The 19,593-nt window shown below is 46.8% G+C and carries 14 protein-coding genes; 8 read left to right on the top strand and 6 right to left on the bottom strand.

From position 1 onward, the window contains the following. Positions 1-6 precede the first annotated feature (6 nt). The 6 genes from OL444_RS18330 (at position 7) to OL444_RS18305 (ending at position 6,940) form a co-directional block, all read left to right on the top strand. Entirely contained in the window at positions 7-1,134 is a 1,128-nt protein-coding gene (locus OL444_RS18330) for an acyltransferase family protein (RefSeq protein WP_264730847.1), read from the top strand. Further along, positions 1,131-2,480 (top strand): lipopolysaccharide biosynthesis protein, encoded by a 1,350-nt coding sequence (locus OL444_RS18325; protein WP_264730848.1) that lies wholly within the window; start codon positions 1,131-1,133, stop codon positions 2,478-2,480. Before OL444_RS18330 ends, OL444_RS18325 begins: the two co-directional genes overlap by 4 nt. After that, positions 2,465-3,679 carry a glycosyltransferase gene (locus OL444_RS18320; RefSeq protein ID WP_264730849.1) on the top strand — a complete coding sequence of 405 codons (1,215 nt, stop codon included), beginning with the start codon at positions 2,465-2,467 and terminating at the stop codon, positions 3,677-3,679. The genes OL444_RS18325 and OL444_RS18320 overlap by 16 nt, the downstream gene beginning before the upstream one ends. 127 nt (positions 3,680-3,806) lie before the next feature. Next, a complete protein-coding gene (locus tag OL444_RS18315; protein ID WP_264730850.1) occupies positions 3,807-5,303 on the top strand; it encodes an O-antigen ligase family protein in 1,497 nt (498 codons plus the stop codon). A 10-nt stretch (positions 5,304-5,313) separates the two neighbouring features. Further along, complete coding sequence (locus OL444_RS18310) at positions 5,314-6,069, top strand: TolC family protein (protein WP_264730851.1); 756 nt, start codon at positions 5,314-5,316, stop codon at positions 6,067-6,069. A 106-nt stretch (positions 6,070-6,175) separates the two neighbouring features. Next, a complete protein-coding gene (locus OL444_RS18305; RefSeq protein WP_264730852.1) occupies positions 6,176-6,940 on the top strand; it encodes a carboxylesterase family protein in 765 nt (254 codons plus the stop codon). Positions 6,941-6,985: 45 nt separating this feature from the next. Here the strand turns inward: OL444_RS18305 and OL444_RS18300 are convergent, their stop codons facing one another. The 6 genes from OL444_RS18300 to OL444_RS18275 form a co-directional block, all read right to left on the bottom strand. Further along, positions 6,986-8,107 carry a glycosyltransferase family 4 protein gene (locus OL444_RS18300; RefSeq protein WP_264730853.1) on the bottom strand — a complete coding sequence of 374 codons (1,122 nt, stop codon included), beginning with the start codon at positions 8,105-8,107 and terminating at the stop codon, positions 6,986-6,988. Between the two features lie 63 nt (positions 8,108-8,170). Beyond that, complete coding sequence (locus OL444_RS18295; RefSeq protein WP_264730854.1) at positions 8,171-13,171, bottom strand: PKD domain-containing protein; 5,001 nt, start codon at positions 13,169-13,171, stop codon at positions 8,171-8,173. A gap of 247 nt (positions 13,172-13,418) precedes the next feature. Then, complete coding sequence (locus OL444_RS18290) at positions 13,419-14,474, bottom strand: polysaccharide deacetylase family protein (protein ID WP_264730855.1); 1,056 nt, start codon at positions 14,472-14,474, stop codon at positions 13,419-13,421. A gap of 112 nt (positions 14,475-14,586) precedes the next feature. Next, positions 14,587-15,840, bottom strand: a complete 1,254-nt coding sequence (metK, locus tag OL444_RS18285; RefSeq protein WP_264730856.1) for a methionine adenosyltransferase — start codon at positions 15,838-15,840, stop codon at positions 14,587-14,589. A gap of 21 nt (positions 15,841-15,861) precedes the next feature. Further along, the gene (locus OL444_RS18280; RefSeq protein WP_264730857.1) at positions 15,862-17,217 is read right to left on the bottom strand and encodes a DUF4270 family protein; all 1,356 of its coding nucleotides are present in this window, start codon (positions 17,215-17,217) and stop codon (positions 15,862-15,864) included. 53 nt (positions 17,218-17,270) lie between these two features. Continuing rightward, positions 17,271-18,089, bottom strand: a complete 819-nt coding sequence (locus OL444_RS18275; RefSeq protein ID WP_264730858.1) for a glycogen/starch synthase — start codon at positions 18,087-18,089, stop codon at positions 17,271-17,273. Between the two features lie 110 nt (positions 18,090-18,199). Between OL444_RS18275 and panC the strand changes: the two genes are divergently transcribed. Beyond that, positions 18,200-19,063 carry a pantoate--beta-alanine ligase gene (gene panC / locus OL444_RS18270; RefSeq protein WP_264730859.1) on the top strand — a complete coding sequence of 288 codons (864 nt, stop codon included), beginning with the start codon at positions 18,200-18,202 and terminating at the stop codon, positions 19,061-19,063. Between the two features lie 146 nt (positions 19,064-19,209). Continuing rightward, positions 19,210-19,554 carry an aspartate 1-decarboxylase gene (panD, locus tag OL444_RS18265; RefSeq protein ID WP_264730860.1) on the top strand — a complete coding sequence of 115 codons (345 nt, stop codon included), beginning with the start codon at positions 19,210-19,212 and terminating at the stop codon, positions 19,552-19,554. The last annotated feature ends 39 nt before the right edge of the window (positions 19,555-19,593 follow it).

Below are 19,593 nucleotides of genomic sequence, written 5' to 3'. Positions count from 1 at the left end.
ACACCCATGAAATTGTTTAACCTGCATACCATCAATAGTACGGGTCGCCTGGCATGGATAGATTATGCACGCGCCATTGCCATCATCCTGGTACTATACCGTCATATTTTTGAAGGACTGTCAAGGGCGGCCCTGAGCCAGGAAACCTTTGCCGGACTGGAACACGCGAACATTATTTTTTATAGTTTCCGGATGCCGTTGTTTTTTATTCTCTCCGGCGCCTTTATAGCAAAGAGCCTGCAGAGAAAAGGCGTAGCAGCCCTCATCCGGAATAAATTCGATGTGTTGTTTTACCCGTATGTGCTGTGGGCAACGCTCCAGATCACGATTCAATTGCTGTTAAGTCATTTTGTAAATGCCAGCAGAAGCCTGATTGATTATACCTACATCTTTACCTATCCCAGGAATGTGGACCAGTTCTGGTACCTGCTTGCCCTGTTTAATGTAAGTGTGCTGTATATCTTCACCCGGGCCCGCCTGCGGTTATCTATATACTGGCAGCTGGCACTGGGCATCGCCATGTACCTGTACTCCGATTATTTATCGGTACAGCATACAGATGTAGGCCTGCTCTATGACATTCTCCACTTCTACGTATTTTTTGCACTCGGCGATTTTATCGGCCATCAGCTGCTCGATGAAAAAAATACAGCCAGATTCAGCTCCTGGTGGTTGTTCCTGTCGCTGTTACCTGTTTTTGTAGCCGGTCAGTATTATTTTCTGCAGAAAAATCTGGCGATGGAGAACCACCTCTTTGTAGAGCATCATCAGCCATTGCTGTTTGCAGCCATTGCCATCAGCGGATGCGCGTTCATATATAATGTTTCGTTTATCCTGCAACGTTACCAGGTACTGAAATTCCTGCGCGTCATTGGTCATCATTCCCTGTACATCTACCTTACCCATGTACTGATTGCCTCTGCCACCCGGATACTCCTGGTAAAACTGTTTGGTATTACCTATCTCCCGCTGTTGCTGACGATTTGTATTATTACCGCTATTATCATTTCCATTGCGTTATACAATATAGCCATGCATTATGGTTGCTGGTGGCTCTATAGCCTGGAGCGTCCCAAAAACAAATTACAGCAGCCAGCACCCGTCATCATTAAACATACACAGCACAGGATATGAGCGATCAGAAATATACATATTGGTTAAAGTCAGGCATTTTCAGCGGTATGCAGAAGGTGGCAGTTTTACTTTTCGGTATCGGCAGCGTATTAATACTCACCCGTACCCTCAGTAAACCGGATATGGGTGTCTGGAACCTGTTCCTGGCTTACACCGGCTTAATTGAAATCGTACGGCAGTCATTGATCAAAAATGCGGTCATCAAATATATCAACAGTACACAACCTACTTTACACGCAGCCATACAAGGGGCAGCGCTGACCATGAACATCATGATCACAGTAGTAATTGGTTTGCTGATTGCCTGTTTTATTGCGCCCCTGAGCCGCGTGTTGCAGGCCCCGGCATTAAGCGACGTGATGTACCTGTTTCTGCCGGGTTTACTGATGCTCATCCCCTTTTCTCATTTTGAGTGGATACAAAATGCCAACGCAGATTTCCGGGGGGTGTTCTGGGCTTATCTCACCCGCCAGGGTATATCATTCTGCTGCATCGTGGCAGACCTGCTGCTAACCGGCCATGTTTCCCTCACGGCACTGATTCTCTATTTCAATATAGGGTTGTTTGCCGGCATGGTGGTATCCGGTTTTTTCGCCGCCAGATTCCTGCACCGTACTATGCAGTATGACCGCTTCTGGATCAGAAGACTCTGGCACTACGGCAAGTTTGTATTTGGTACCAACATCAGCTCTTCCCTGTTCCGGAATACCGACCAGTTTATTATCTCCTCTTGTATTTCCACTTCCGCAGTCGCGCTGTACAGTGTATGCCTGCGGATATCCAACCTGATAGATGTACCATCACAGGTATTGGGAGATATCCTGTTTCCCAAAAGTGCCCGGATGATGGAAAGCGGCAATATGGAAAAAGTGCGGTTCTATTATGAGAAAGCAGTAGGCAGCATATTGGCGATTGCCGTACCGGTAAGCATTGTCATCTTTACTTTCCCAAAACTGATTATCGGCATCATCGCAGGGGCAGGCTATACCGAAGCCAGTGTATTGTTACAGATCACTGTATTGTACGGATTATTCCTGCCTTTTATCAAACAGTTTGGCACTATTATGGATTCCATCGGCCAGCCACGCACCAACTTTATAGTAATGACCATTACCGCTGTACTGAACATTGGTATCTGTCTGTTTTTTACTACCCGGTTCGGCGTACAAGGTACCGCCTATGGCATGATGGTATCCTATGGAATATGCTTCATTATAACACAGACCATCCTTTATAGAAAATTACAGGTTAGTATAGGGCGCGTATGTCGTTACATGCTGCTCTTCTATCCTGATATGTTATCAGTATTTCAGGAGCGATTCCTGTTAAAATGGAAGACAAGATGATCAGCGGGAAAGACATTGTTATAGTAGGATTACAATCCTGGGACATTACCATCGGCAGTAATTGCAAGAACATTGCAACCGAACTGGCGCGCCATAACAGGGTGCTGTACGTAAACCGTGCACCCGACAGAATTTCGTTGATCCGTTCCCGTAAGGACCCTAAAGTGCGGCATGCGGTAGACAGTCTCCGTAAAAAAACGGCCGACCTCCAACAGATCAGCGATACCATGTGGACGCTGGCGCCGCGCACCTTGCTGGAATCTGTTACCTGGATTCCTTTTACCGGTTTGTTTGATTACTGCAACCGGGTAAACAACCAGCGTATTGCCACAGAAATTAACAAAGCCACACAGCAATTGGGGTTCAGCGACATTATCCTGTTTACCGATAATGATTTTTTCCGGGCATTTTATTTACCGGAGATGTTACAAAATATATCCGGCTCCATTTATTATATCCGGGATAATCTCACCAGTCAGCCCTATTTCAAGAAACATGGCGGCCGTCTGGAACGGGCACTGATGAAGAAGTCCACGATGGTAGCAGCTAATTCTGCCTACCTCGCCAATTATGCCCGGCAATATAATCCGGCGTCTTTTGACATTGGACAAGGATGTGACTTTGATTACCTGCCGGCTGTTTCCCCTTCCCGTACACCGGATAGTATTGCTCATTATCCGCCACCGGTAATCGGATATGTAGGTGCACTGACTGCTACCCGCCTCAGTATTCCTATCCTGGAACAGATCGCCACCCAGCGGCCTGCCTGGAATATTGTACTCGTAGGGCCGGAAGACGATGCCTTTAAAAACAGTTCCCTGCACCAGCTGCCCAATGTACATTTCATAGGTAGCAAAGCACCAGCCGTACTACCGGCCTACATCGCCACGTTCGATGTCTGCATCAACCCGCAGGCATTAAACGAAATGACGATTGGTAATTATCCCCGGAAGATTGATGAGTACCTGGCCATGGGTAAACCCGTAGTGGCTACCCATACAGAAACCATGCAGCTCTTTGCCGATTATGTAAGCCTTTGCCACGATGCCGACGGATACATTACAGCCATCGAAAATATTCTTTCGCAACCGGAAAATCCGGAAGTGATTGCGGGCAGAAAAACATTTGCACTGTCACATACCTGGGCCAACAGCGTGGCGCTGATGAGCAGCCACTATCAATCCCTCGTAAACCAATAAATAATATGGAAGGAAACAGATTTAGTGACGACAATATACTGGAGATCATCGTAACCATTTTCGTAGCTTTTACGATGGTCCTGCTTTTCGTTAAAATAATGTTCTTCTGAAAAATAACTATCACACAGTGAGTACTTATTACCCGGATAAAAAAGGCAATTATTTCAAACAGCTGTCGGCCGCACTGGAGAAACAGGTATTACAATTACACCTGAATACCCCCTTCGGCTACCTGCTGATGGGACTGATGGCATTAGCCATGGCCTTTATTATTGCCAAAATTAATTTCCTACTGGGTATTATCATCGCAGGCGGACTGATTGGCGGCACTGCCGTTGTAGTGAGTCTGTTGCATACAGAACTCGGGTTTTATATGTCGATGATACTTTCTGTATTTGTATTTTTTCTCAACCGCCTCGTAGATGATATGCTGCCGGTAGGTACTGCCGTAGACCTGTTGGTAGGCACTACTTTCCTCGGTATTTATCTGCGTAAAACCGTGCAGAAAGAAAAATACTGGCGCTATTCCCGGAACCCCATTACCTGGATCTACCTGATTTATCTGGCTTACCTGATGATACAACTGTTTAATCCGGATATGCAGTCTTTCGCGGGCTGGGGACAGGTATTCAGAAAAGCCGTAAGCTTGCTGCTGATTTATTTTATTGCCCTGCATATATTCACCCGTGTAGCCGTTATCAAACGTTTCTTCAAAGTGTGGCTGGTGATGGCGGTGATTTGCGGCGCCTATGCCTGCTTTCAGCAATGGCATGGCCTGCTGGGATTTGAAGAACACTGGGTGATGATGGACCCGATTCGTTATGGCCTTTATTTTCAGGGAGGTACCATCCGCAAATTTTCGTTCCTCTCCGACCCTACCGCCTTTGGTATATTGATGGCCAGCTCCATGGTATTTGCCCTTTTACTGGCCATCGGGCAACCCGATACCGGTAAACGCAACTGGTTGCTGGTAGCCAGCGGTGTGATGGCATTGGGGATGGCATTTTCAGGTACACGTACCGCCTATGCCGTGATACCGGCCGGTATTGTCATCTTTGTGCTGATGACCATCACCAGTAAAAAAACGATGGCATTCACGGTAATGTTCCTCATGTTTTTTATGGTACTTATTTTCGGACCGTTTCATAGCATCGGTACGGTCAACCGCATCCGCACAGCATTTGAATTTTCTGAAGATGAATCCCTGAATGTGCGGGATAAAAACCGGCAGTACATACAACCTTATATCTGGGCACATCCGATCGGAGGTGGCGTAAATACCAGTGGCGCCTCCGGCAAACAATACAATCCCGAACACCCGCTGGCAGGCTTTCCGCCAGACAGCGGCTATCTGAAAGCAGCTATCGAAACCGGCTGGATAGGGCTGGCACTTACCTGTCTGATGTACTTTATTGTATTGCAGCGCGGCATACGTGGATTTTATCAATGTCGCAGCAAAGAGTTTCGGAATATCTATGCCGCCAGCGTGGCCGCCATTTTCATCTATGTCGTTGCGCACTATGCCCAGGTTGCCATCGGGCAGATTCCCGGTGCATTTTTCTTCTATGGTCTATATGCCGTTATCATAAAACTTAAAACTTTTGAACAACCAGAAAATGTATAAACAAATCAATATGAAAAGTACCTCAATTGTAAGTTGTGTGCTGCTGTTTTCAGCATTATCCACCGCAGTGAATGCACAAGTTAAAGTAGCAGGAAAAACAACACCACAGGCAGCGTCTGCAGCTGTACCGGCCAATACACAAAACAATATTCAGGAAAAACTGGTAGAGCTGGCGATGAACAATCCGCGCTTAAAAGCGGCACGGCTGGAAAGAGATAAAACCGTATACGAGTTAAATAAAGCCAATGCCAACTGGCTGAACTATGTGACCGTGGGCGCCAACCTGAATGAAGTTTCCCTGAGAATGTACAAAGGAGAAAACAACAATACCCAGAACCTCTACTATCCTTTATGGAACGTAGGTATCAGTGTACCTTTGGGCTCTCTTATCTCCAAACCCAATGATGTAAAGATTGCCCGTAAAAACGTAGAACTGGCTACCCAGCAACAGGAACTGCTGAGCAGAAATGTACGGGCGGTGGTATTATCAAAATATCAGAATTATCTGCTGAAAAAGGAATTACTCACTTTACAGAATGAGATTACGGAAGATGATTATGCTGCTTTCTCCCAGGCGGAACAAAAATTCTCCACCGGCGGTATTACCTATGATGAATACAGCATCAGCTCTAAAAGGTACAATGCGGAACTGGTAAAGAAAATTACCCTGGAAACAGATTTATCCCAGGCCAAACTGGATCTCGAAGAAATTATAGGAATTAAACTGGAAGAAGCACTACTGGCGGCTTCTGCGGAAAGAAGATAATATAAAATGCCGATCCGTTGTTTGTTCCCGCAAAAATGTGATCATAACGCTTATGTGTACACGATTATTTCTATTTGTCGCACTCTGTCTGCACTTTACTACCTCAATGGGCCAACGGAACCTGCAAAAAACAACGGTAAAGATTTCTCCTTATCATACCAGTGGAGCTTTTCTGCAATTACCGGATGATTATAGCAGTACGAATAAAAAATACCCGCTGATTTTATTTCTGCATGGAAAAAGTAAATCCGGCAGTGACCTCGACAAACTCACCCTGGAAGGTATTCCTTTCTGGCTGGATAAAGGGCTCCAGCTATCGGCTGTAAACCCGGTGGATAAACAATTGTATAAGTTTATTACCATCGCTCCCCAGGCGCTTAACTGGGGACTGTCTCCGGCTGCGGTTAACCAGGTACTGAATGATGTGATAGCCCGTTACCGGGTAGACGTTTCCCGTATTTATATCACGGGCTACAGCGCCGGCGGATGGGCTACTATGATGGCGATTACCGATAACCAGCAGCTGACGTCCCGTTTTGCTGCAGCGGTACCAATGTCGCCCGCCAACATTGAAGACAGTAACCTGGTACATTTCAAAATGATAGCCAAAGCCAACCTGCATTGCTGGTATTTTGCCGGATCAGCGGAACCACATTACCTCGAAAATGTGCAACGCTATATCGACAGTACCAACAAATATAAAACAGGGCTTACCCGGTTAACGGATCAGCAACAGCGGCATTGCTGCTGGAAGCAGTTTTATGATCCGCACTTTAAAGAAAAAGGAATGAATATTTACGAGTGGATGCTCCAGTACAAACAGGGGCAGGTACCGGTAACGCCTGCACGTAGTCAGGCTGCAACCAAATAATATCAGGAGCGGCAGTTCAGTCCATAGTGGCTGAACTGCCCGTTACTAACCGGCTTCATAAATCCGGCGCATCTTCTGCGCCGCAGCTTCCCAGCTGTATTTACGTGCATTGGCAAAACCCCGCTCCTGCAGTCCGGCGGTAGCAGCAGGTACATGCAATGCCTGCGCAATCGCTTCTCCGATACTTGCTGCATCATACGGGTCCGCAAAAATGGCCGCATCCCCGGCAATTTCCGGCATACAGGAAGTATTGGAAGTCACTACCGGCGTACCACAGGCTTGCGCCTCCAGTAACGGCAAACCGAAGCTTTCCCGCAAGGAAGGATACAGGTACAGGCTGGCCAGCGAATACACCGCCGGCAGGTCCTTATAGGCGATATAATCCAAGATCTGCAACCGGGGCAGGATATCTTCCAGCTGCAGCTCTTTGATCTGCTGCCGGATATACGTATTACTGGAATCCGTAATCACCAGTTTGATAGTAGTAGCAGGATACTGGCGGCAATACCAGGCAAAGGCTGCCAGCGTATTAGGCGTATTTTTCTTCGGCGCCGGGTTGGCGAAAAACAGGATAAAGGACGCTGGTAACTTATAACGCTCCCGGGAGGCGGCCAGCGCCACCGGGTCGGTGATTTGCCGGAACATACCACTCACGCCGTTGTGTACCACGGTTACCTGTTCTGGTGGCGTTCCCAGCGTTTTTATGATGTTATTGGCTTCATATCCCGACACAGTAATCAGTTGATGCTTCCGGGCTACCCGTGGCACAATAGCTCTTCTGTACAGGTTACCGAAATTCTGATAAGTCGTTCCCTTAAAATTCACGGACTCCATGAAAATCACATCATGCAGGGTAATCACCGTACGCACGCCGGGAAATAAGGGCGCCGTATTGGCGGTGCAATGCAATACATCCGGCCGGTACTGCCGGATAGCACGCGGCAGCGATACCTGTTCCCAGATGGGATAAGGCCGTGCAGGAAGTTTGATGATATGAAAATTCTCTGTAGCGGTGATACAGGTATCATCGGTATCTTCTTTTACAAAGATGTAGTATTCGTTTTGCTTATCTATTTGCTGCAGGTGTTTAATCAGCTCCAGTGCGACAATTTCTACTCCATGTTTTTTGGGTCTGAACAATCGTTGCGCCTCAATACCAATTTTCATGTAGTGCCGGGGATTTAGAAAGTGATGACGATACCGCAAGGTACTCAACTATTTGCAAATCATTTACTGGTTGGCCTTTATAAATTTCTTCACCACATTCAGGTTTTTGCCATCCGTCGCTTTCAGTACATACATCCCTCCTGCCAGTTCGCTGATATCAATGCCCTGCTGCCATTCGCGGGGATTACCGATATACATGTTTTTCACCAGCCGGCCGGAGATGTGATAAATATACAACTGCAACTGATTTACGGATAAAGCATCAGAAAGAATCAGCCGGATCATACGGCCGGCAGGATTCGGTACAATCTGTAAGTCATTTTCATGTACATCACGCGCAATAACGTTAACGGTTACACGTGCGTTGGCAGTAGCATTATCATTATCGGTGACAGTCAGTTGAAATTCATAGGCGCCTACTACCTTGAAAGATACAAACGCTTTGGCGCCGCCGGCATTGGTAATAAATACATCTGGGCCGCTGACGAGTGTCCACTGGTATTTTACAATCGCGCCATCCGGATCATAGGAAGCACCACCATTCAATAATAACAGATCATCAGACAAGGGTACGGTTACCGAATTACCTGCATTCGCTATCGGCGGTTTATTATCCGGCTTGGGCTTAATCACGGTAACGGTTACACTGGCCTGCGCGGTAGCGCCTTTATTATCGGTCACCTGCAACTGAAAGGTATAGGTGCCGGATACGAGGCCGGAAACAGTGGCCGTTGCGGTAAAAGCATTATTGATCGTCACTTTACCCGGGCCGGAAACTTTGGTCCAGGCATAGGAAACAATCGTACCATCCGGATCGTAGGAGGCCGTACCATCCAGCGTGACACTGGATACCGGTAACTCTACGGTAACATCATTGCCGGCATTGGCAATGGGTGGCTGATTACCGGGATCCGGCGGGTTGACGGTAACAGTCACCCGCGCCGTAGCACTAGCCTGCTCATTGTCTGTGACCTGCAGTTCAAAAATATAGGTACCGGCGATCAAACCGGTTACCTTTGTCTGCGCACTGGCAGCCGTAGTAATGGCAGCCGTATTGGGGCCTGCTACCTGCGACCACTGATAAGCGGTAATGGTACCATCCGGGTCTGTAGAAGCACGGCCATCCAGCTGTGCGGAACTCACCGGCAAGGTAATGGCAATATCTGCACCGGCATTGGCCACCGGTGATTTATTAGCAGCACGGTTAACGATAACGGTTACACGTGCATAGGCAGATGCCCCGTCATTATCTTTTATCTGTAGTTCAAACACATAAATACCTGCTGTCAGACCGGAAACTGCCGTTCCCACACCGGTAATATCTGCAATAACCGCCTTACCGGGGCCCGATACCTGCGACCACTGGTAAGATACAATGGTACCATCCGGATCCGTGGAGGTGCTGCCATCCAGCCGGGTAGCATTGTCTGGCAAGGTAAGGGTGATATTACTGCCGGCATTCGCTACCGGTGGCTTATTTCCGGGCAGTGCCGGGTTAACGGTAACGGTAATACGATCTGTAGCTGTAGCATTATTGTTGTCAGTTACCTGTAATTCAAAAACATAGGTACCGGCTGTTAATCCGTTTACGGCCGTACTTACGCCGGTGGCGGCAACAATCACCGCCGTACCCGGACCGGAAATCTGCGACCACTCATAAGCGGTAATGGTACCATCCGGATCGGCAGATGCACTGCCATCCAGCTGTACACTACTCACCGGCAAGGTAATGGCAAGGTCATTGCCTGCTGCCGCTACCGGCGGTTTATTCGCAGCAGGTTTTACGGTAACGGTTACACGACCTTTGGCAGTAGCCTGGCTGTTATCGGTTACTTCCAGTTCAAACACATAGGTACCCGCCACCAGACCAGACACGGTAGTCTGTGCGGTTGCCGGTGTACCTATAGCAGCGGTATTCGGTCCGGAAACCTGGGTCCATTTATACACGTCGATGGTGCCATCCGGGTCAGCAGAACGACTGCCATCCAGCTGCGTGGTATTTACCGGTAAGGTAATGGTGACATTATTGCCCGCATTGGCTACCGGCGGTTTGTTCACGGGTGGCTTAACGGTCACGGTTACACGCGCTGTACCCGTAGCGTTGTCATTATCTTTTACCTGCAATTCAAAAACATAGGTACCGGCGATCAGGCTGTTTACCGCCGTACTCACCCCGGCAGGTGAGGCTATATCAGCGGTATTGGGACCAGACAATTGCGACCAGAGGTATTCTGTAATCGTGCCATCCGGATCGGAAGAGCCACTGCCATCCAGTTGCACACTGCTGACCGGCAGCGTAATAGTAACGTTGCTGCCTGCCTGGGCAACCGGTGGTTTGTTCACCGGCGCCGCCGGTTTAACGGTGACGGTAATACGTGCCGTATCGGTAGCGCCGGCATTATCCGTTACTTCCAGTTCAAATACATAGGTACCGGCTACCAATCCGTTGGCCGCCGTCTTTGCGGCAGCCGTATTGGCAATGGCCGCAGTACCCGGACCTGAAACCTGCGTCCACTTATAAGCAGTAATGCTTCCATCCGGGTCAAGGGAGGAAGCACCATCCAGCTGTACTGTATTCACAGGCAGCGTAATGGTTTCATCCTGCCCGGCATCTGCCACTGGCGGTTTGTTCACCGGAACGCTGTTGCCATATTCAAAGGCGCCTGCATCAAAAATATTATTAAAAGGCCTGGACTTCCCGTCCTGGTCATTGGTCACACCATAGCTACTCAGGTCTGTACCTTTATCAATAGCCGGAGAAGTGGCAAGCAGGTGATAATCATTACCAGCAGCGTTCTGAAATTTTGTCGTCGCTTCATCTTTCAGCCAGGTGTTGGTCAGCAGCCGGCAATCGATGCCGCTTTGTACAGAAATGCCTGTAGACGCGCCACGGGGTCCTGAACGTACCACCAGGTTGTTGGCGATGATATTCCCCCGGCCAATAGTGGTATAGGTATTCAGTAACCGGATACCATCCCGGCCGGAATTGACAATCGTATTATTCATTACCTGTACGATCAACGGCGTATAGGCTTTGGGGGTAGGCCGGTCGTCAATGAACAGGGCATCCTGGCCTTCACTGGTGCCATCCAGTCCGGTATTGACCAATACGTTATTATATATTTTACAGAGCCCCATCCCAAACACCTCGATACCGTTACCGGTTCCCTTGATCACAGTGTTATTATATACCTTACCATTGGAAGCGCCGCCCAGGATAATACCAGCCTGCTGGCTGCCTTTATTTTCTATACCATAGTTCAATACCCGGTTGTCGTATATCTCCACGTTTTCGGGCGCAGAGGCCACCTGTATCCCATCCCATCCGGTACCATCCGTGATGACATTGTAAATCTTCAGGTTGTAAATCCGGGGCGGTATCACATCTATCGATCCGCTGGCGCAACCATCTACGGTCGTACCGGAAGAAGCTGTATTACCAATGTACATGCCCTCTCCCAGCGTACCATGGATATACAGGTCGTGGAAGTTGACATTGCGGATAGAGAAGTTGGGATATTGGGTAAGGGGGTCGCAGGTAGGGTTGATTTTAGCGAGTACACCGGCCTCTGTATGGGTAATTTCAAAACGGTCGGCTTCATAATCGGTACAACCAGCTCCCATGGCCAGTCCTACGTTGAGATATTTATTGACGCCGTTTACTTTAAAGCCGTATTTGTCGGCACTGCCGGAGCCGGTAATTTTAAAGTATTTAACATTGTTAAAGATGATACCGTAGTTACCGCCGTTTCCGGCTTTTACCTGTCCGCCGCAGTTGATGAATACCAGCGGGCGCTGGGCGCTACCGGTGAAGTTAAAGAACTGAATAAAGGTATAGTTACCGGCTTTGATACAGATAGTATCTCCCGGTTTAACCCCCATGTTTTTACCATCAATATAGGCGCCACCATCACTCGGACTGGGCGTAATCAGGAATTTACAATTATTGCAGCCACCCGTAGCAGCCGGTGCTACGGTAACGGTTACACGCGAAGTAGCAGACAGGTTATTATTGTCTGTTACTTTCAGTTCAAATACATAGGTGCCGGCTACCAGGCCGGTAAGTCTGGCCCTGACGGTATTGGCAGCAGACAGTACGTAGGCCGGACCGGATACATACGTCCATTGGTATTGTGTAATGGTATTGCCCGTAGCTGCTTTGGAGCCTGCACCATCCAGTGTGGTGCTGTTGACCGGATAGGTCAGTTTAATATTGTTACCTGCATTGGCGACGGGTGGTGTAGGTCCGGGAGGTACGCCCCCACCTTTGCTGTATTGCAGCATCCATTCATATATATTCGGTGTCGATAACCGATGCAATACATCGTAGGCTACATCCCACGTATCACCATTATGACCGGCATTGGGTATGATCGTGGAAATGGCTTTGATCACCGGGTTGCAGGAAGCGCTGTTGATCTGGTTCTGGTAAGTGGCAACATATTGATAAAACTGATCCTGATCGCCACAGATATTCCAGACGGCCACTTTACCGGATGCGATATTACAAAGTCCGCTCTTTTTAATATTGTCAATCGGGGCAGCAGATACCGGTACAATCGCGGCGATATTACTGGCGTATTGCGCGCCGGAGGCCACATAGTTCCAGGTGCCATAACCACCGGCACTGATACCGGTAATGTATACACGATTTCCATCCACGCGGTAGCGTGACTTCACATCTGCGAGTATTTGATCCATCATGGCTTCGCTGCAATATCCATTTTCGATTTGCGGCGATACCGTAATAAATTTATACAGCTTTCCTCCTACCGTGAACTGCATTTTAGCTCCCTTGCTGATCATTTTGGGTACGCCCCATTTCAACACCAGATTGAGGTCCGTTCCTTTTTCGCCGATTCCATGCAGGAATATCAGCAGGGGGTAACTCGAGGTTGTTTTATTATAATCATCCGGCAGGTGCAACCAGGCACCGGTAGTTTGGGTAGTGCCAGTTTTAACGGATATGGCTGTTTGGTCTCCCTGGGCGAATAACGGGCTGCACCAAAAAGACACTAAAAGTATACAACTCAATACGTTGATACCAAGTAGTCGGTTCTTCACTAAGGTTAAATTTAAATTGGGAAAAAATCCATCCTGGTCTCCATATACCCCCTGTTTTATGCTTCTTTTCGAACGCTACAAAAATAATCGTTAAGTTGGTATTTAAGGTTAATTCCTAATTAAATACACATATAATTAATTTATTAATTCATTTTATTTAGTAATACATAAACGCTTCACACCGTGTCTCAAAAACAGATGCATACTAAATATAATATTATTATATTAAATAATATAAATTTTAACATTATTTCTTATCGGGTTCTGCCACTGGATTTCGGCTGATATCAGCCGGCAGTAACCTTCGTTTCACCACATCATACAGGAGCACACCCTTCACTGCCTGTTGGATGGAAATATGTGGTCTTTCGCAGTTAAAACGGTGCAGAATAGCCGGATGGATATCCCGTCTGTGATTGGCCGTACCAAAAACAATATCCAGTAACGGCATCGCCGGATCGAATACGGTATCAAAAAAGGAGCGGCTTACCCCCGCATCTGAATGCGGAAATGCAAAGGCCTTATAAGGTAATTGAAACTGTACGGCCAGATCATTCACAGAAGTGCAGGTCTGGTGGAGTTGTTCCTCCAGTGTCAGCTGGGTATAATAGGGATGATCGATACTATGTCCGCCAATACCGAAACCCTGATCAATTAATTGTTGTACCTCCGCGCTTTCCAAAAAAGGTTTTTCTTTCGAGAGATAATCATCAAAAGTTATTTCCAGCAACGCGCCTGCCTCATCTGCCAGGTGGCGGTTATGCCAGGTAATCCGGCGTAGCGCAGCTATAACCGCATCTCTCCCACCGGCTGGCTGGCCGGGTAGTATGGCCCCCACAGCGGTCAATACCGCATGGCTATACGTAGTTTGCTGTAAGGCTTCGATCAGCAGACTGATTTTAAATTTATAGAAGAGTAATTTATTATCAAGGAAACCTGTGTTGAGAAAGAAGGCGCCGGGAATACCTTTCCGGTATAACATCGGTGCAATAAAGTCTTTGACCTGGCGCAGGCCATCATCAAAGGAAAGCAGGAAACTGTAGGGCGATAACGGCCGTTGTTCCTGTACGCTGCGGATGACTTCCGGCAATGTTACCGGCGTGAAATGCTGCAACAGATAATCGAGATCCTGCTCAAAAGCGGCTATCCCCTTGAAGGGATACAGGTGTTTGATATGCGGTACAGGCGCATCGCTGACCAGGTGATGATAAGGCAGCAGCAACCGGTTAGGATCCAGTTGTTTTAACAGCGAAAGTGGTGCTAATTGTATAGATTGATAAAAGGCACGTTTAGCGAATTGCATGGAGTCAGCGTAAGTATGCTTGCAAGATAATGGATGCGGGAGAATAATAAAATAAAAAGCCCCGGAATTATCTTCCGGAGCTTTTCATTCTATTATTCAGTTATCGTATACCTTATAATTGGAAAGCAGCTTTTACTTTCTCAACATAATCCAGTTTTTCCCAGGTAAACAACTCAACTTCTACACTCTTCTCGTGTTTTTTGCCTTTGTTGAATACTTTGGTAACAGTCTTAGGTTCACGACCCATGTGGCCATAGGCAGCTGTGTCGCTATAGATTGGATTACGCAGTTTCAGTCTTTGCTCAATAGCATAAGGACGCAGGTCAAAAATTTCTTCTACTTTCCGGGCGATTTCACCATCCTGCAGGTTTACTTTGGCAGTACCATACGTATTTACGTATACACCGCAAGGTTTAGCTACACCGATCGCGTAAGATACCTGTACCAGTATTTCGTCGCAAACGCCGGCAGCTACCAGGTTTTTAGCGATATGACGGGTAGCATAGGCCGCAGAACGGTCTACTTTGGAAGGATCTTTACCAGAGAAAGCACCACCACCGTGTGCACCTTTACCACCGTAGGTATCTACGATGATTTTACGGCCGGTTAAGCCGGTGTCGCCGTGTGGTCCGCCGATCACAAATTTACCGGTAGGATTGATGTGATAAGTGATAGCGCCGTCAAACAGTGGCTGTAACTCAGGTTTCAGCTGTGCTTTTACGCGTGGGATCAGGATATTGATCATATCTTCCTTAATCTTCGCGAGCATTTTATCATCTGTATCGAAATCGTCATGCTGGGTAGAGATAACGATTGTATCGATTCTTACAGGTTTATTATCATCAGAATACTCAATAGTCACCTGGGATTTAGCATCCGGGCGGAGGTATTTGATTTCGTTATTTTCCCGGCGCAATACAGCCAGTTCCTGCAGCAATTTATGTGCGAGGTCCAGTGCCAGTGGCATGTAGTTGTCTGTTTCACGGGTAGCATAACCAAACATCATTCCCTGGTCGCCGGCACCTTGTTCTTCAGGAGAAGAACGGTCAACGCCCTGGTTAATGTCGGGAGATTGCTCATGTATAGCAGACAGAATACCACAGGAATTGGCTTCAAACATATATTCACTCTTGGTATAACCAATTTTGCGAATAACCTCACGTGCAATATCCTGTACATCCAGGTAGGCTTCCGATTTCACTTCACCGGCCAATACCACCTGGCCTGTGGTTACCAATGTTTCACAAGCTACTTTAGACTTTGCATCATAGGCCAGAAAATGATCGATCAGCGCATCGGATATCTGATCGGCAACTTTATCAGGGTGTCCTTCTGAAACGGATTCAGATGTAAATAAATAAGGCATAAAAAAATTGGATTAGCAATTTTATGGTTTTGTATAAATGATTCTTAGTTTGATGCCGTACTGCGTTTGTTTGGTACCTCCTGCTTTTACACGGGCTACATTGATAAAACCACCGGTGAATGGCAGCATTTTGAGGTCCAGGTTGGTTTCCTGCTTCTTGATCAGCAGTTGCATGTAACGGGTCAAGTTAAAAGAATACTGTGCAATCTGTATTCCTCCAAAGTTTGTAATAATTTGCTTATTAACTGACAGCAATTTCTCGCCAGTATTATAATCAAACATGGGTTTGGTGGTTTCCCCATTTGTAAACTGAAACAAAGATAAGCTTCCTGGTTCAGTAAATACATCATTCATATCACTTTGTCCGCTGGTAATTTGTGTAATGACTAATTCTGCTTTATTAATCAATACTTCAGGGAAAGATTCTAATCCTGGAATAGTCAACCTGGTATACAAACCAGGGCTGGAAGTCAGGAAGAGAATACTGTCTCCTTTCGGATTGGATGTATTAATGTAATTGCTGGCCGTGGAGCCGGTGTAGTTGCGGATATAGAAGTTCGCATGTGCACTGGAAGACTCATTGAATCTGAAAGTAGCACGCAGGGAATCATCCACGGAGTTCTGATAAAACACAGTCAGTTTTGAGCTGGCGTCGTTCAGATTCAGGTAGATCATATTCCTGTTGGAACCCGCCGACGTATCCGGTACAATGGCAAAACCTTTCAGGAAATCGCGGAAGGTCGTGTCATTTTTAAAGGCGCCATCGGATTTCTGCTGGAGCAGCAGGTTACCAAAAGCGCTACTCAGTTTAACCCGGAGCTGCGGCGCTTCTTTGGTACCATATACACCTACAGAATCGCGCAGGGTACGGGGTGCTACCGTTACAGTACCCAGCAGTTCTCCCTGATCATATTGTAAGGCCTTGTTATAGGCGTAGTTAGAGTCTATTGTGAAATTAGGCTCCTTCATACGATATACACGGAAAGTTTGTGTGGTGGAAGAATCACCATAGAAACCCTTGTAGTTCAGGGACAATACAACAGAGTCCAGTTTAATATTGGCGCCATCGAACGTAAACGCATTTTTGGGCAATCCCATCTGCGTATATACGAAAGCGTGACTTTTTCCAAAAATAGGATCTGCTATAATAGATCCCAGTACCTTTGAGTAAGCTCCCTTTCCATTGACAATGGTGGAATCGAATCGCAGGATATTATGGGCGAGGATATTTGTGATAACAGTATCCTGTGGATTCACATAATCTCCCGGCGGAATCAGGCCGGTACCGAGAATGGTAGACTGATTACAACCGGAAACACCGTATAATGCAGTAAAAAAAGTGGCTATGTAACTAAGGTTCCTGAAATTGAGCTTCACGCGAGTATGTTGTTTGTTTATACGATGTTACCGAATATGCTTGTTATTCCCGGTTATTTCCCCAGCAATTGGTTGTACAGTTGCAGGTAGTCGCCCAGATCTTCATTTTCTTTCTTGTAAGGCAAAATTATCTTGCCTTTTTCCGCTTTCAGCTCATCCACCACTTTTTTCTCCAGCTTATCGCCGGCCAGCACCACTGCATCTGCGTATTTACCAGCTCCCCTGTTCAATGCGGTATTGGTACCTTCCTTGAACAGTTCCATATCTTTCTCCTTGATCTGGTTACTGATGGTGGCTTTCTTAACAAAAGTAGTACCTAATTTCTCCTTGAAGGAGTTAGGTAACATCGAATATACAATTTTTGAATTGGCAAAAACCGGCTCTTTTTTATAAGCGGTTTTCAGATACATCGGTATCAGAGAGGTCATCCAGCCACTGCAATGGATAATATCCGGAGGCCAGCCGAATTTTTTGACGGTTTCAAGGGCGCCTTTGCAGAAAAATACCGAACGGGCTGCATTGTCGTCGAAAAACTCTTCGTTTTCGTCGGCGAAAACCGTTTTTCGTTTGAAATAATCTTCATTATCCAGGAAATACACCTGTAATCGTGCATTGGGTAAGGAGGCCACCTTGATGATCAACGGATAGTCATCCCCGTCAATCACAATGTTGATACCCGACAATCTTACCACCTCGTGCAAGCGGTGTCTTCTCTCATTAATAATTCCAAATCGGGGCATGATCACCCTCACTTCCAGGCCCGCCTCATTGGATTTAATTGCCATTTTATTGACCATGGCCGCATAATCACTCAACTCCAGGTACGGCGACATCTCTTGGGCAATAAAAAGAATTCTTTTCTTTGTGGACATTTAACGCTGATTATTAATGCAGTAATTTTTAATTTGGCTTGCAAAATTACGGATTTTTTTAGGAATATTGGCCAATCTGTCAGTTTTAACATCCTTTTAAGCAATGATTTATGTATCTATTTAAGCGCAGCAACGACCTGAAGAAGCACCTGGAACTGGTAAGGAAATCCAATAAAAGCGTTGGTTTCGTGCCAACTATGGGTGCCCTGCATAGCGGACATCTGTCACTTATTCAGGCGGCAAAAAAAGAGAATGAGGTAGTCGTTTGCAGCATTTTTGTCAATCCAACCCAGTTCAATGACCCGAAAGATTTTGAAAAATACCCGATCACCATCGAAGAAGACATCAAAAAATTAAACGACGCCTCAACAGATATACTTTTTTTACCATCTGTAGAAGAAATGTACCCGGAAGGACTGCAAAGTGGCCTTCAATACGACTTCGGCACCCTGGAAACCATCCTGGAGGGTAAATTCCGGCCAGGTCACTTCCAGGGTGTAGGACGCATTGTACACAAATTACTTGACATTGTAAAACCGGATGGCCTTTATATGGGTCAAAAAGATCTCCAGCAATGCCTGATTGTACGTCGCCTGCTCGAAATTACCCATTTGCCGGTAAAACTGGTGGTATGCCCTACCGAACGGGAAAGCGACGGATTGGCTAAAAGCAGCCGGAATACCCGCCTCTCTCCTGCTGCCCGCAAGAAAGCAGTAGCCATCTACCAGGCACTCGAAACACTGCGCCAGAATTTCGGTAAAGGCCTCCATTTCCTCGAAGGCGCCCATGAAGCCATGGATGACCTCAAAGCAAAAGGTTTTGAACCTGAATACCTCGACATCCTCCTGGTTGAAAACGGAACACTCCGGCATATCGACGAGCCACCCGGCAACCATACTGTAGTAGCCGCTGTTGCAGCCTGGCTCGATGGCGTAAGACTCATCGACAACATGGTGCTGCAAGGTAGCCTGTAATATTATTTCCGTCACCAAAAAAAGGGCGCAAAGATTATGTTAATTAACAGGTCTGTTGCGCCCTTTCTTATGCCCTGCCTTGCGCTAAACAAAATATTTTTCCTAGCTTTGCGAACACGCTTATAAGGCGTTTAAGCAGTTATACTATGCAAATTGAAATTTTAAAGTGTAAGATCCACCGGGCGGTAGTTACCGAAGCTAATTTACAATATGTCGGAAGTATCACAATTGACGAAGACCTCATAGATGCTGCCGGCTTAATTGAGTATGAAAAAGTGCAGGTAGTAAACGTTAACAATGGTGAAAGACTGGAAACCTACGTGATCAAAGGCAAACGCGGTTCCGGTATCATTTGTCTGAATGGCCCGGCGGCCCGTTTGGTTGCCCCGGGAGATATCGTGATCATTATCTCCTATGCTACAATGGATTTTGAAGAAGCGAAAAAATATACACCTATTGCCGTTTTCCCGAAAGAAGGAAACAAATTATAATCCCTCAAATACTGCACTGTACCATCACAGCCTAAAACC

The organism is Chitinophaga nivalis, assembly GCF_025989125.1.
GTDB lineage: Bacteria > Bacteroidota > Bacteroidia > Chitinophagales > Chitinophagaceae > Chitinophaga > Chitinophaga nivalis.
This window is presented reverse-complemented; position numbering and strand designations above follow the sequence as displayed.

Excerpts from the sequence above, each read along its gene's own strand:
- OL444_RS18330 (WP_264730847.1), top strand. The coding sequence starts at position 7 with ATGAAATTGTTTAACCTGCATACCATCAATAGTACGGGTCGCCTGGCA.
- OL444_RS18325 (WP_264730848.1), top strand. The coding sequence starts at position 1,131 with ATGAGCGATCAGAAATATACATATTGGTTAAAGTCAGGCATTTTCAGC.
- OL444_RS18320 (WP_264730849.1), top strand. The coding sequence starts at position 2,465 with ATGGAAGACAAGATGATCAGCGGGAAAGACATTGTTATAGTAGGATTA.
- OL444_RS18310 (WP_264730851.1), top strand. The coding sequence starts at position 5,314 with ATGAAAAGTACCTCAATTGTAAGTTGTGTGCTGCTGTTTTCAGCATTA.
- OL444_RS18305 (WP_264730852.1), top strand. The coding sequence starts at position 6,176 with ATGGGCCAACGGAACCTGCAAAAAACAACGGTAAAGATTTCTCCTTAT.
- OL444_RS18300 (WP_264730853.1), bottom strand. The coding sequence starts at position 8,107 with ATGAAAATTGGTATTGAGGCGCAACGATTGTTCAGACCCAAAAAACAT.
- OL444_RS18290 (WP_264730855.1), bottom strand. The coding sequence starts at position 14,474 with ATGCAATTCGCTAAACGTGCCTTTTATCAATCTATACAATTAGCACCA.
- metK (WP_264730856.1), bottom strand. The coding sequence starts at position 15,840 with ATGCCTTATTTATTTACATCTGAATCCGTTTCAGAAGGACACCCTGAT.
- OL444_RS18275 (WP_264730858.1), bottom strand. The coding sequence starts at position 18,089 with ATGTCCACAAAGAAAAGAATTCTTTTTATTGCCCAAGAGATGTCGCCG.
- panC (WP_264730859.1), top strand. The coding sequence starts at position 18,200 with ATGTATCTATTTAAGCGCAGCAACGACCTGAAGAAGCACCTGGAACTG.
- panD (WP_264730860.1), top strand. The coding sequence starts at position 19,210 with ATGCAAATTGAAATTTTAAAGTGTAAGATCCACCGGGCGGTAGTTACC.